A 13,874-nucleotide genomic window follows, 5' to 3' on the forward strand; every position below is an offset into this window, starting at 1 on the left:
ATCAGGCTCAGTATTTTTTATAGATATTGTACAATACACTCTTATCATATATGGTCAATTCGGGGGTTGTATCCCGAACGACAAATTTTCGCTTAAAGGCAACGATAGCGGCTTTTAGATTGGACGTATCATAACCAATAATTTTTAGCGCGTCTATCGCATTAAAGCTATCAGGAGGGGCCACAAGCTGTCCTTCATCATACCATATTCCAAAACCCCGTTCTGCAAGCTTTTTCCACGGGAAAAAAACGCTTGGATCATTCTTGCGTGATGGAGCGATATCAGCATGGCCAATAAAATTATTTGCTGGAATTAAATAACGCGATTTCAAGGTATCAAGCACAGTCATCAATGAATTAATTTGTGCCTCAGGAAAAGGCTCCCTACCATTATTATCCAATTCTATACCAATAGAACAGGAGTTCATGTCGACAATAGAACCCCATTTTGCCACCCCTGCATGCCAAGACCGAACATAATCGTTCAACATTTGTATAATCTCCCCATTCCGGCCAATGACATAATGTGAACTCACTTTAGTTCTTGGAATCTGAAAGGTTTTGATTGTCTGCCCAATACTATCTTGTGCTGTATGATGAATAATGACATAGTTAGGTTTACGAACATCATAATGTATGGCTTCCTCTTGGCGCCAATAAGGATGGTTTCCAGACTTCTGTAAAAAAACAACCTTTCTTTCCTCCGGTGTCAATAAATTGGTATCTGGCTTAGCTTCGACCTTTTCTTCCACAACCAATGCAGAAGCAAATGACGCAACTAGCGGTTTTGCAACCACTGGCTGTATCTTCGACTTGCAGCTTGCCAAAGACAGCAATGAACAAAGCAATATCCCTATTGACACAGGCCTTAACATTATTTTGGTAAACTATAGACTATACCCATCGCCAACGACTGGCTTAACTGTACTCTTGAAATGACATCTGGATCATAGATCATAATACCATTTAAGTTCACATTGATGACTCTCGTGACTTTTGCTGTTACAGTTACATCCAAACGGTGTGTAGGGTCGGAAAGTTTCTCGTAGTCAGCAAAAAGGTTATAACGAGCCTTTACATTCAGTTTATCTGTGAAGTTTTTGTCTAGGTTACCCGTTAGCTGAAATGCCAGTGCATTGGCAAAAGCCCGATCTTCCTTTACACCAAATCGTTCACCAGTACCCGCACTTGGATTGTTAGGATCTCTATAATAGCCATATTTCTCAAAGAAACCTTCTCCAGAACGAGGCTTAACACGCTCATCCAAAATAAAAGTTTGACGAGCAGTACCCGTACCAAAACGCAAGGAAAATTCGTTACTAGGCTTATACTCAAGACCGAAAGATTCTGTCAGATAAGCTGGAGCCATAAAAGCATTCTCAATATAGTCTATTGTATCTCTGCCGTTAACCGTTTTATACTTATAACCCGCATCAAATTGCGACTCAAATGTCACCGACGTAAACAATGCCCAATTGGCAGACAATTTATAAGAAAGCTTATTATCCCAAAATATACGGTCATTATTCTTCTTCGCAATATTATTGGTATTCTTTATCTTTCCATAACGTAAATCAACTTCGGTCACAAAATTGAAATTGTCCTTCGTATAATCCGATTTATGATTAGCATTCAATCCTACAGCAATAGAACCAACACCACCACCTTTCCAATTATCATTAAATGACGCCTGGTTTAAATTGATCCCGAATTTTGTCCAATGTTTCCAATAGTCTACCTCCAAGTTTAGTTTTGGAACTATAGGACGAATCGTTTTAATATTTAATGGTTGCTCTTTCTGTACAGAAATTACGGTATCTGGTTTTGCTCGAAGATCTTTCAGATCCTGTGCTTTTAAGCTGGTAATAGAAAGGCAAAGCAGAGCCATGCCGACAAAATTGAATAACTTCATTCTGAAAACGTCTATTTTTTGTTTACGGTACTAATTTATAATTAATTGTTGGAAAAGGCTCAATAAAATATTGCGAAGGGTTCAATTGATACCGTGAATAACAATCTTTGATATAATTCACCAATTCATAATCACTCGCTGAGAGAATAAAGAAATAGGAAGGTCTAAATATCCTTCTAAATCGTTCAGCTTCTTCACTATTTAATCCTGTAATCTTACTGATAAGCTCTTTCGTAAATTTGTAATCGATCACATTTTCCTTATAATCGTTTTCAATGGTTTTAGTTAGTCGACGTGCTCTTTTAGCCTCCTTGCTAAATAAACTATAAATTGAATTGATGCTTAATCCAGCCCCATTTGGGCCAACAGAAAATACGTCTCCATAACCCGCAAGACGATACGCTTTCTCATAATCCTCTTTTGCTTTTTTCAGAATTTCTTCTGGCGTCTTGCGTGCAAAAACTTGAACCTCATCAATATAAAACGATTCACGTACCAAATGAAACAGCAACAATCCACGGTTATCCACCTGAAGAGTATCTGAAAAATAGCCTTTACATATCGCAACAATATGATCTCCTAGTTGTGCATTAAAGACAAATTCTCCTTTGATAGTATTATAATTGACCTCCCCAGTACGTAAGTTGGCCAGCTTTACATTTCCAATACGTTGTTTGGTATTTTTATCAAAAACGATACCCTCTACTTTTTTATCTTGGCAAAAAAGTGGAGAAGTAAAGCCCACAAGGGCAATAAGTAGAAAAATATATCGCAATAGTATCACTTTCGTAAAACTACTATATCGCTGTACAAAAGCGAAATATTTAACATCTTTTAAAGCGTAACTATTTAGATATAACCAATAGCTGCCCTAAAGATAGCGCATCATCGGTAAGACCGTTTAGGGATTTGATCTGATCAACGGATACATTGTACAGCTTACTGAGCGAATATAACGTATCCTGAGCTTTAACCTCATGAATACGCATAGCTATCGGGCTCTTGATTTCTTCTGTCTTTACGACGGTAGGAGGTGTTTCTTGTACATTCTGCACGATCTCGACCTGAACAGTCTCTTCACGTACAACCTTTTCACGTGGCGATTCACCGCGATCGTATTGATCAAGATGATATCTTTCGATCATTTCGATCAGCAATTCAGGATAACGCGGATTGGTGGCGTATCCAGCCGCTTTCAAGCCTTTGGCCCAGCCTTTATAGTCGTTCTTATCCAACTTAAAGAGTGCCGCATATCGCGGTCGTAACAGAAACTCTGAGTGATCCCGAAAAGATTGTTCGGGATTTTCATAAACACGAAAGCAGTCATTGATATTATCATCGGGACGAGTCACGGATTTTCCTTTCCAAACTCCGCCACATTTAATACCGAAATGATTATTAGCCTCACGCGCAAGATAACTGTTACCATTACCGGATTCCAGTAAAGCCTGAGCAAGTTTAATACTCGCAGGAATACCATATTTATTCATTTCTGCAACGGCCACATCTTTGTAATGAGCAATATAGTCGTTGCCAGCCATGGTCGGTCGTCCCACAGAAGAGGATGAAGAAGTTTTTGAATTGGAGCCAGATTTAGAGGAGGATATTGTGCCTCTCCGGCTTGAACATGATGTAATCAACATCATGAATACAAACATGCCATAAAAAAACTTCTTCATGCAATAATGTCGCGCTTATTTTTTTGTTGACGAGAATCTATTTTGCTTAGCATCATTATCAAACATATCCAAATGATATTGTCTAATAGTAGCGAGTACTTTTGCTGTCCAACCTTTACTCGTGGAGTAACCCGAACGAGCAATCGCTTTTACCCAAGCTTCGTATTTTTCACCAGGATGTTTTTCAAAAAGACTCTGAGTAGTCTTTTTTCTTTTTACTATTCCTACAAAATCATCATACGAGTCCATTACAGACCGATAACCTTTGTAAGCTGACCGAATAACGGTACTGTTGTTTTTTCCTTTGACACCAAAATGGTTATTCAAATTTTTTGCTACCCTGCTACCACCATTTCCGCTTTCATGCATAGCGATGGCTAAGATAACCGATGCTGGAACACCGTGTTCCTCCATCATTTCTTTTGCTATTGGACTGTACTTATCGACATATGCCGCATTACTTTGAGCTGAAACTTTTGTTAATCCAAAAGTTCCCAAAGCTAGTAACAGTACAAAGCTTTTTAATTGTTTTAAATTCATGAAGAATGTTTTAGTTCACAAATTACTTCTTGCGTAAGGCAAAAAGTCCGTCTCGAATCGGTAATATTACCTTTTCTACGCGCTTGTCCTGAGCTAAACGTGCATTCAAATCAATGATCTGCTTTGTTTGGTTGTCTGGTTTTGAATCTAACACCTTACCTTTCCATAAGACATTGTCAATCAAAATAAGTCCCCCAGACGGAACTTGATTTATTATCGTTTCGAAATAATATAAATTTCTCTTTTTGTCCGCGTCGATAAATACCAAATCAAATGTTTCATCTAATGTAGGTAGTATTACCGCTGCATCTCCAATATGATAGTTGATTTTATCAGCAAATGCCGATTCATCAAAATAACCTTGGACGCGTTCTTGTTGCTCTGCATTGATATCGATAGTATGTAATATCCCATCTTCCTGCAGCCCTTCTGCGAGACACAACGTTGCGTATCCCGTAAACGTTCCTATCTCCAAGATACGTTTCGGAGCAACCAATTTACTCAATAAAGAAAGAACTCTTCCCTGGTAGTGTCCAGATAACATATGGGGCATTGTTTCCTTCAAATATGTCTCCCGATTTACCCTTTTCAGTAACGAATTTTCCTCGTCTGTAGTATGTTCCAAATAGGACTCTAAATCGTCGGCAACAATTTCCATAACCACAAAGGTACCAAAAAACATTTTTATGATAAAAACTTTTTTTTACAAAAAGCTGAATACCAGCTAAATACAATTATCCTTTTGTAAAGAGCATTTTTCGGAAATCGCGTCAGATGCATAAAAAAGCCATATTGCCATTTTTTGATTTTCTATTTTGTTTCCAAATTTCATCAAAAAAAAGTCCCCCTAAAAGATGATCTTTTAGGGGGACTTTTTTTATTATTAAACAACAAATATATTAAGCAAGATCAGCAGTGATCAAGCGTAAAAATTCGGATCTTGTGACATCATTTTGGAATGCTCCAGTAAATGCAGAAGTAGTCGTTACAGAATTCTGTTTCTGAACTCCACGCATCGCCATACACATGTGCTTGCATTCCATAACCACAGCTACTCCACGAGCGCCTAAAGTTTCTTGAATACAATCTCTGATCTCATTGGTGAGACGTTCCTGAACCTGCAGACGACGCGCAAAAATATCAACGACACGTGGTATCTTGCTTAAACCTACAATATGGCCATTTGGAATATACGCGATATGGGCTTTGCCAAAGAAAGGTAACATATGGTGCTCACAAAGAGAATATACTTCAATATCCTTAACGACGACCATTTGACTATAGTCTTCCTCAAACATAGCACCACGTAATACCTCCGCAGCATCGATATCATAGCCATGTGTCAAAAATTGCAATGCCTTTGCAACACGTTCTGGTGTTTTCACTAAACCTTCGCGTTTTGGATTTTCCCCCAGACATTCCAATATATCTGTATAATGAGCAGCGATGCGATCTACCTTTTCAGTATTGTATTTGTCGATCTTAATATATCCATCCAACTCTTCGTTGTCAAATGAGTGTTGACTCATAGTTTCTACTATTTAAATGTATTAAAGATTAATCGCCAAAATATTCGACGTAATTATTTTCTGTTTCATGCAAACGGACACTATGCAAGATCACACCCTGTTCATCAAATAACGGTTTTAAGATCTTAAATATTTCGATTGCGATATTCTCCGTAGAAGCCATGACTCCTTTCATAAAATCAACATCTAAATTGAAATTACGGTGATCGACTTTGTCAATGATACTACGATTGATTATTTCTTTCATGATCTTTAAATCTATTAAAAAACCAGTTTCCGGATTGACTTTTCCTTTAACTGTTACATAAAGATCATAATTATGTCCATGCCAATTTGGATTGGAGCAAAGACCAAATACCTGTTCATTCTGCTCCTTACTCCAGTCTTCACGATAGAGCTTGTGCGCAGCACAGAAACGTTCACGACGAGTTATAAATACCATAATAATACAAAGATAAGGCTTTAAGTGCAATTAAAACATCTCAATTTAAGGAATGCCGTCAGAATATAGTAATATAATGAAGTGCTTTCTCTTTTGTTGAACAAACAGACAAAAATCTAAGCACTTTATCCTTATTCATAACCCGCTTTCAAGAATGATTTGATATAAAATTTTGTAGCAGAGTGTAAATACTCCCTGTTTAAAAAGAACGACAACGAATGCTGATTTTTAAGGCCAATTTTCTTCTACTTTTAGTTAGGGTTTACTTAGGGTTTAGTTAGGGTTAGTTTAGGTTTTATATAGCTTTTACCTAAAGTACCCCTAACTAAACCCTAAACTAAGAGTATATAAAATCTAAACTAATTCAAGCGATTATATCGATCGATTAGCATTGTTTCCAATAACATCAGGACAAAAACTAAACAGTTCGTACAGGATTATAAAAGAGGAGATCATATCAAAAAAACAGTTAGCCCTATTAACATCAAGCTCGGGTTTCTAAGCAGGACTCATTGCAAGCATGATATTTTTATGTTAAAAAGAGATGCGCTTGCAAGATAATTTGTAATTTTCAATCCAAAACGAGCTCGTCATGCAAATATTAATTATTGCGGCTACTTCATTTGAATTGCAGCCTTTTCTGGAAGTGGTATCAAATTACGATCAATGCGATACCCTAGTAACTGGTGTAGGCATGGTTGCCACAGCATTTGAGCTGGGAAGAATGCTTCACGAAAAAAAATATGATCTCCTTATTAATGTCGGGATAGGAGGATGTTTGGATCGTACGATTGAAATAGGCTCGGTTATTCAGGTCGTTTCAGAGTCGTTTGTTGAACTAGGTGCGGAAGACGGTCATAATTTTATTCCAATAGATCAATTGGGCTATGGGAGGTCTACATTTACCTCGTGTTTACTGAATGACAAGGAGCTTAGGCTTCCTTTTCTAAAACAGGGGGAAGGAATTACCGTAAACAAAGTCCATGGTAGCACAGAAAGTATCGAAAAAATTAAAAAACTGCATCCCAATAGCCTTGTTGAAAGTATGGAAGGAGCTGCGGTTTTCTATGCAGCCGATAAAATGACAATTCCCGTGATTGAGATTCGCGGTATTTCAAATTACGTGGAAAGAAGGAACCGTGCCACGTGGAACATTCCGTTAGCGATAATGAATAGTAATAAGGCACTTATAAAAACATTGGAATATCTGAACAACTTATATTCAAAAATTTAATACAAAAGTCATTTACTTATTAAAAAATGACATAAAACTATAGAATTAGCGGGTTCAAATCTTCAAAATATCAATTTTAAATAGTAGATTTGTAATCTAAAAATTGACACTATTTTACAACTGATGAGAGAAATACAATTCAGAGAAGCACTTCGTGAAGCAATGAACGAAGAAATGCGTAAAGACGACAAAATATTTTTATTAGGAGAAGAAGTTGCTGAGTATAACGGAGCTTACAAAGTAAGTCAGGGTATGCTTGATGAATTCGGTGCAAAGCGTATCATTGATACACCTATTGCGGAACTTGGTTTTGCTGGTATTGCTGTTGGTGCTGCAATGAATGGTTTGAAGCCAATTGTTGAATTCATGACATTCAACTTCTCACTTGTTGCAATTGACCAAGTAATCAATGCTGCAGCTAAAATTCACTCGATGAGTGGTGGACAGTTCTCTATTCCGATGGTCTTCCGTGGTCCTACAGGAAATGCGGGTCAGCTTGCAGCACAACACTCTCAAAACTTTGAGAACTGGTTTGCAAATACACCAGGTTTAAAAGTTGTGGTTCCTTCGAACCCATATGAAGCTAAAGGTTTATTGAAATCAGCTATTATCGATCCAGATCCTGTTATCTTCATGGAATCTGAGGTAATGTATGGTGATAAAGGACAAGTTCCTGAAGAAGAGTATTACTTAGAAATCGGAAAAGCTAATATTATCCAAGAAGGTACAGATGTAACTGTTGTATCTTTTGGTAAAATGCTTCCTCGCGTTGTCATTCCTGCAGTTGAAGAATTGAAAAAAGAAGGTATCAGCGTTGAATTAATTGACTTGCGTTCGGTACGTCCTATCGATTACCCTACAATCATCGCGTCTGTTAAGAAAACAAACCGTTTGGTAATCGTGGAAGAAGCATGGCCATTGGCGTCTATTTCTACGGATTTAGCATTCAATGTACAACGTAACGCATTTGATTATTTAGATGCCCCTGTTATCCGCGTAAATTGTGCAGACGTACCTCTTCCTTATGCTCCAACATTGATCGAAGCTGCTTTACCTAGCGTTGAGAAAGTTGTTAAAGCTGTGAAAGAAGTATCTTATATCAAGAAGTAATACGAATTACATTCTTAAAAAAATTAAAATCCCTTTTACCCTGTAAAAGGGATTTTTTTTATATTTAAGCTGGCCGATTGTTGCTTATTAAAAAAATTAAAATTCCATATATGAAAAAATTAAGAATTGCCTCTTTGATGGCCGTATTTGTATTTCTAGTGATATCTGCTTCCGCACAAAAGAAATACACACTACGTGTAAATCCCGATTCAGGGAAAAAAATATCGCAAAACCTTGTGATGACAATGGATATTGACGCTGCTGGCCAAAAAATGGTTACAGACCTTAATATGGGCTTTGATATCACCAATACAACGAAAAAAGACAATATCTTCGCGTTTGACCTTAAATATACCGGAATAAACATGAAAATGAATATGGCGGGAATGGACATGTCCTACGACTCGAAAAACCCCGAAGCCAATGAGTTTTCCAAACAGATGCATGCTACTTTAGGCAAATTGCTAGAAAATAGCATTAGCTTTAATGTTGATCAACTTGGCAAATCTTCTGACATCAAGTTACCTGAGGGTATTAACATGCCGTTTGATAAAAGTATGTTCGAAAATATAAGTACAGTATTACCTGAACAGCCTGTTAAAATCGGTGACTCATGGACATCCAAAACGGAATCTGATGATTCAGGCATTTCGGTGGAGAGCACAATGACTTTAATAGAAGCAAATGAGCTAGGCTATAAAGTAAATGTTGAAGGAAAAATGTTCGGCCCGGATGCAAATCAGGTAGGCAACGTACAGGGGTTCTATGTCTTGGATAAAAAAACCTGCCTTACCAAGATAACAGAAATGACAAGTGCCGTGGATATGCCTGAAGCAAAAATAAAGACCACATTAAAAAGTCAATAAATGACTATAACAAAAAAATAGGGGCCAATAGGCCCCTATTTTTTTTGTTATATATCAAATTTATGCGTTGATCTCTTCTTTGTATTGATCAGCAGATAACAAAGCATCTACATCAGCAACATTGTTCAATTTAATACGAACAATCCAACCTTCACCATAAGGATCAGAATTGACCAATTCAGGAGATGCATCAATAGCTTCATTAACCGATAAAATCGTAGCTGATACAGGTAAAAATAGATCAGAAACTGTTTTTACAGCTTCAATTGTACCGAAAACTTCATTAGCGGCAACTTCCTCACCTACAGTGTTTATGTCAACAAAAACGATGTCACCCAATTCACGTTGAGCGAAATCGGTAATCCCTACAACTGCTTCATCACCTTCAACACGAATCCATTCGTGATCTTTGGTGTATTTCAATTCTGCTGGAAAATTCATTGTATTTAATTTTTTGATTTTTAATGCCGTGAAGTTACAAAATATCTTTAATTGTCAAAAATGATATTCATCATAACATTTTTGTGTTTATTTTTAAGCTATGAATCCTCAAATCGAAAGACTTTACCAAATTTCACAAAAGAAAGAACGTCGTATTATTGGCCTGATGTCCGGAACTTCTCTGGATGGTCTTGATATCGCAGTATGCCGCATAGAAAATGCAGGTAAAACAACGAAAATACAGCTAGAGAATTTTACCACAATGGATTATGAGGATGATTTTAGAGCACGAGTACGTGAAGTCTTTGCAAAACGAAATATCGACCAACAGTTATTTTCGGGACTCAATGCTTATATTGGAGTCACACATGCCAAATTAATCAATACAGCATTACAACAATGGAATATACCAAGCTGCGAGATTGATTGTATAGCCAGCCATGGGCAAACCGTATACCATGCTCCCCAATCATTGACCAAAGACCGCAACTGGCCCAATAGTACCTTACAGATCGGCGATGGAGATCATATTGCCGTAAATACCGGCATCATAACCCTGTCTGACTTTAGACAGAAACATGTTGCTGCGGGAGGGGAAGGGGCACCTTTGGCGGCGTATGGCGACTATCTACTTTTCTCGCATGCGACAGAGAATCGATTCTTACTGAATATTGGCGGTATTTCTAATTTCACATTTATCCCAAGCCATCAAACAAAATTGAAAGCCTATGCAACAGATCTCGGTCCAGGCAATACAATGATGAACCAATACATGAAGGCTAATTTTAATCAGGAGATGGATAGAGATGCCTATATGGCCAAAAAGGGAGAAGTAAATGATGCGCTATTAAATCAATTATTAACAGAAGAATTTCTAACACTGCCCTTTCCAAAAACCACCGGGCCCGAACTATTTAATCTCGCTTATCTCGAAAAGGCGCAAGAGCGTTCGAAAACAACTCATATTCCACATGAAAACGTCATGGCGACCCTCAATCGCTTTGCGGCTCTTGCGATGGTCAACGGCATCCGAAAGCAGTCAGAAGGACTATCTGATGTGGCTGTATATATAAGTGGTGGTGGACTGCACAATCCATTGCTGTTTGATTACATCAAAAGGAGCTTACCTACCTGTAAAGTTGAAAGCTTTGCAACATTAGGTATCAATCCAGATGCAAAAGAGGCCGTCCTATTTGCTTTGTTAGCAAATGAAACTTTGGTAGGCAACAAATCCAATGTAGCGCAAATTAAAGATTCGCCCGCTGTCTGCATGGGCAAAATCAGCTTACCGGAATAATTAGTCCGTATCGATGGCTTCTTGTAAAAACTCTTTAAAAGGAAGCATACTTTTATAGGAAGCCACGATATTATCTAACGCATTTTTTGCAGATAAATCCTTAATAGTTAAAGATCTATCCAACACAAAACTTTTCAATTTGATAAAGTCAATAAAAGGATTATCCTCACTATAGCCCGCAGGGGCACGCTTCAGTAAATCTTCTTTGAAAAGTGCAATATTACCGCCTGTCAATACTGTTTTTAAAATTTCATCCAATTTATTACCGCTGTAATCAATTTCTTGTCTTATTGCCTCTAAATGTTGCTTTTCTGGACGCCAATACCCACAGGCAATAAATGAATTTTCTGCTCCAATATGAATATAGTACTCTGGTCCCTGCAACTTTCTTCCATCAACTGAAATTCCTGCCCCAAACCAACTTTTATAAGGTGTTTTATCATTTGAAAAGCGTGTATCACGGTAAATCCGAAACAAACATTTACTTGCTTGTATGGAAGTATTGATTTTAGGGTCAAACTCGCTCAAAGCGGCAATTAAATCTGTCAAAAAATTTCTCACATCGACCAATGCAGCTTCATATTTAGCTCTGTTATCGGCAAACCATTCCCGAGAATTATTGGCTTTCAATTCCGTTAAAAAATCAAATGTAGATTTTTGAATGTAACTCATAATACAATCAATTGATTAAAATTAAGAAAACATAGACCATAGGTGCCGCTAGTAACAATCCGTCAAATCTATCTAAAAAACCACCATGTCCGGGCAATATATTTCCGGAATCTTTCACGTGCAAACTACGCTTTAACATCGACTCCACCAAATCGCCCAATGTTCCAACAATACTAATAATTGCCGCTATACTTACCCATTGCCAGAGCGGTAGATAACCAAAATACTTCTCTAGATTCACTGCAGCAACAATTGCCAAAATCAATCCACCGAAAAAACCCTCCCATGTTTTCTTTGGCGAAATACGTTCGAATAATTTACGTTTCCCGAAGCTTCGTCCAGCGAGATATGCCCCTGTATCGTTTGTCCACAATAAGATCAAAAAACCTAAGGGCAGCACATAGTTAAAAGCACTTTGCATAAACCCTAATTTGGAAAATAGGAAAAAAGGTAATGTAACATAAGCTATTCCCAAAAAAGTATAGGCAATATCATTAAAAGGAAAAGCTCTCTTCTGAAAAAGTGAAATAATATAAGTCGCACTTATAAACGGAATAATCAGTGCTAAAAATTTTACCGCAAGCAGATCCATCGAAATTAAGGATCCCAAAACAAACAGTACCAAGGCCAGAGCGATACCAATCACTTTATTTGGGGCACGTTCTTCGGATGAAACTATTCCATAGAATTCATAAAGACACCATGTACTTAGCAGGGTAAAAAAGATGGAATAAACATAAGCTCCCAAAAGAGTAGCCGCTATCATAACAGCCACAAAGATTACTCCGGTTATTGCCCTTGTTTTCATAAACTAAAATCCCCTTCCGATTCCTCAATTAACCTTTCGGCTGCTTCGATAGATCCTTCGCTGACATAAAGTTCAATTTTTCCAAACAGATAAGAAGAATCTTGTTTATTCAACGCGACAGCCGGAATACCATTCTCTTCCAACATTTGTTTGACTATCTCGGCTTGAATAGCATTTGTATATGTTTTAATTTTTTTCCAATCGTTCTCCATTGTTTTCTTTTTGCGTTGATCGATAAAATAAGAATACAAAAATAAGAGTAAAAATGAAGGCTACAAGATATATCCACCAAGATTGTAACTCAAATGCATTGAGTTCATCATAACTCTTTCCCTGTCTTACGTAATAAAATGCTCCAATTGTGGCTCCGGCATTATTAACAAAGTGCCCAAATATGGGCAATATGATGTTCTTGCTCCATACATAAAGATAGCCAAAAAAAGCGCCCAATAACATGCGGGGAACAAAACCAAAAAATTGCAGGTGTATCGCACTGAAGATAATAGCAACGAGCCATATAACCACATGCTGATTGCTCAACCATCTTCCTATTATTTTTTGCAAAATACCACGAAAAAGCAATTCTTCACCTATGGCCGGAATTAAGGCGAGTACAACAATATTGTACAAAAAGCCGGATATACTCGACTCCATAATGATGCCCTTGATTAAATCACCCGATTCCTTTTCGCTACGCTCCATCCAACGCTGCAACGATTGCATATTGTCGGGTAATTGCAAGGATTCATTCCAGTGACCGATCAGACTCATCAAAGGCATAAAAGAAAGCATTGCCAAAAATATATAGCCAAATTGCATTCCACTAGGCCATTTTTTCAGTTTAAAATAAGTAATGCCATATCCTTCGCGTGTATTCATCAGATAAGCTGGTACAACAAAAGATCCCAAGCTGCTCATTAACAACATAAAGCGCATCTCATTGGCCGATCCATTCATTAAGGATTCCAATGAGAAGACCTGCCTAGTGTATGTATAATAACTTGCAATAATCAGAATAGCAATAATCTGCGAAAGAATGGTAAAACCGATAACCATTAAGATCAATCGTAACAAAGATTGAAACGGATGGGGTGTTTGTTCAGGAAACATAGCTATTAAATATCAGTTAAAGATAGCAATAAAAGCAAGATTTATTAAAATTGTCGCATTCAATCAAATTCTGCCGTCTAGTTTGTACTAGCCGAATGGCAACGCGCGATATCATCCAAATACAGGAAAAACTCCAACAGAGGTATTCGATCATCACGAATATGAATACATTTGACACAGCATATATGATCAAAAAAAAAGGCTTTGGAAAAATCCAAAGCCTTTTTTTAATATA

At 37.4% G+C, this 13,874-nt stretch carries 17 protein-coding genes; 4 read left to right on the forward strand and 13 right to left on the reverse strand.

All coding sequences use genetic code 11. From position 1 onward, the window contains the following. Positions 1-7: 7 nt before the first annotated feature. The 8 genes from BV902_RS01110 to BV902_RS01145 all read right to left on the reverse strand — a co-directional run bounded on the left by BV902_RS01110 (position 8) and on the right by BV902_RS01145 (position 6,101). The gene (locus BV902_RS01110) at positions 8-862 is read right to left on the reverse strand and encodes an N-acetylmuramoyl-L-alanine amidase (protein WP_232475646.1); all 855 of its coding nucleotides are present in this window, start codon (positions 860-862) and stop codon (positions 8-10) included. A gap of 11 nt (positions 863-873) precedes the next feature. After that, a complete protein-coding gene (locus tag BV902_RS01115; RefSeq protein WP_075990406.1) occupies positions 874-1,911 on the reverse strand; it encodes a DUF3078 domain-containing protein in 1,038 nt (345 codons plus the stop codon). Positions 1,912-1,933: 22 nt separating this feature from the next. Beyond that, positions 1,934-2,686 carry a hypothetical protein gene (locus BV902_RS01120; protein ID WP_220801722.1) on the reverse strand — a complete coding sequence of 251 codons (753 nt, stop codon included), beginning with the start codon at positions 2,684-2,686 and terminating at the stop codon, positions 1,934-1,936. 70 nt (positions 2,687-2,756) lie between these two features. Continuing rightward, the gene (locus tag BV902_RS01125) at positions 2,757-3,590 is read right to left on the reverse strand and encodes a glucosaminidase domain-containing protein (RefSeq protein WP_075990408.1); all 834 of its coding nucleotides are present in this window, start codon (positions 3,588-3,590) and stop codon (positions 2,757-2,759) included. Between the two features lie 15 nt (positions 3,591-3,605). Beyond that, the gene (locus BV902_RS01130; protein WP_046673195.1) at positions 3,606-4,130 is read right to left on the reverse strand and encodes a glucosaminidase domain-containing protein; all 525 of its coding nucleotides are present in this window, start codon (positions 4,128-4,130) and stop codon (positions 3,606-3,608) included. A 22-nt stretch (positions 4,131-4,152) separates the two neighbouring features. Next, entirely contained in the window at positions 4,153-4,788 is a 636-nt protein-coding gene (locus BV902_RS01135) for an O-methyltransferase (protein WP_075994564.1), read from the reverse strand. A 241-nt stretch (positions 4,789-5,029) separates the two neighbouring features. Continuing rightward, a complete protein-coding gene (folE, locus tag BV902_RS01140; protein ID WP_075990409.1) occupies positions 5,030-5,659 on the reverse strand; it encodes a GTP cyclohydrolase I FolE in 630 nt (209 codons plus the stop codon). A gap of 28 nt (positions 5,660-5,687) precedes the next feature. Beyond that, positions 5,688-6,101, reverse strand: coding sequence for a 6-pyruvoyl trahydropterin synthase family protein (locus tag BV902_RS01145; RefSeq protein WP_070562714.1), 414 nt, complete (start codon positions 6,099-6,101; stop codon positions 5,688-5,690). A 592-nt stretch (positions 6,102-6,693) separates the two neighbouring features. Here BV902_RS01145 and mqnB point away from each other — a divergent pair. The 3 genes from mqnB to BV902_RS01160 all read left to right on the forward strand — a co-directional run bounded on the left by mqnB (position 6,694) and on the right by BV902_RS01160 (position 9,311). Beyond that, the gene (gene mqnB / locus BV902_RS01150; RefSeq protein WP_075990410.1) at positions 6,694-7,335 is read left to right on the forward strand and encodes a futalosine hydrolase; all 642 of its coding nucleotides are present in this window, start codon (positions 6,694-6,696) and stop codon (positions 7,333-7,335) included. Positions 7,336-7,458: 123 nt separating this feature from the next. After that, positions 7,459-8,445, forward strand: a complete 987-nt coding sequence (locus tag BV902_RS01155; protein WP_046673190.1) for a pyruvate dehydrogenase complex E1 component subunit beta — start codon at positions 7,459-7,461, stop codon at positions 8,443-8,445. 110 nt (positions 8,446-8,555) lie between these two features. After that, a complete protein-coding gene (locus tag BV902_RS01160; RefSeq protein WP_157625820.1) occupies positions 8,556-9,311 on the forward strand; it encodes a DUF6263 family protein in 756 nt (251 codons plus the stop codon). A 60-nt stretch (positions 9,312-9,371) separates the two neighbouring features. Here BV902_RS01160 and gcvH read toward each other — a convergent pair whose 3' ends face one another. Beyond that, complete coding sequence (gcvH, locus tag BV902_RS01165) at positions 9,372-9,752, reverse strand: glycine cleavage system protein GcvH (RefSeq protein WP_075990412.1); 381 nt, start codon at positions 9,750-9,752, stop codon at positions 9,372-9,374. Between the two features lie 100 nt (positions 9,753-9,852). On the opposite strand from gcvH, the gene BV902_RS01170 reads away from it, so the two are divergent. Continuing rightward, positions 9,853-11,049, forward strand: a complete 1,197-nt coding sequence (locus BV902_RS01170) for an anhydro-N-acetylmuramic acid kinase (protein WP_075990413.1) — start codon at positions 9,853-9,855, stop codon at positions 11,047-11,049. On the opposite strand, the gene BV902_RS01175 is transcribed toward BV902_RS01170, so the two are convergent. From BV902_RS01175 to BV902_RS01190, 4 genes are read right to left on the reverse strand one after another with little or no spacing between them, the layout of a single operon-like run. After that, entirely contained in the window at positions 11,050-11,721 is a 672-nt protein-coding gene (locus BV902_RS01175) for a DUF2461 domain-containing protein (RefSeq protein WP_075990414.1), read from the reverse strand. A 7-nt stretch (positions 11,722-11,728) separates the two neighbouring features. Further along, positions 11,729-12,529, reverse strand: a complete 801-nt coding sequence (locus BV902_RS01180) for a phosphatidate cytidylyltransferase (protein WP_075990415.1) — start codon at positions 12,527-12,529, stop codon at positions 11,729-11,731. Then, complete coding sequence (locus BV902_RS01185; RefSeq protein WP_083663420.1) at positions 12,526-12,741, reverse strand: putative signal transducing protein; 216 nt, start codon at positions 12,739-12,741, stop codon at positions 12,526-12,528. The genes BV902_RS01180 and BV902_RS01185 overlap by 4 nt, the downstream gene beginning before the upstream one ends. Continuing rightward, a complete protein-coding gene (locus tag BV902_RS01190) occupies positions 12,716-13,639 on the reverse strand; it encodes a CPBP family intramembrane glutamic endopeptidase (protein WP_075990416.1) in 924 nt (307 codons plus the stop codon). The genes BV902_RS01185 and BV902_RS01190 overlap by 26 nt, the downstream gene beginning before the upstream one ends. Between the last annotated feature and the right edge of the window lie 235 nt (positions 13,640-13,874).

Origin of the sequence: Sphingobacterium sp. B29 (genome assembly GCF_001952815.1) — a bacterium.
Classification (GTDB): domain Bacteria; phylum Bacteroidota; class Bacteroidia; order Sphingobacteriales; family Sphingobacteriaceae; genus Sphingobacterium; species Sphingobacterium siyangense.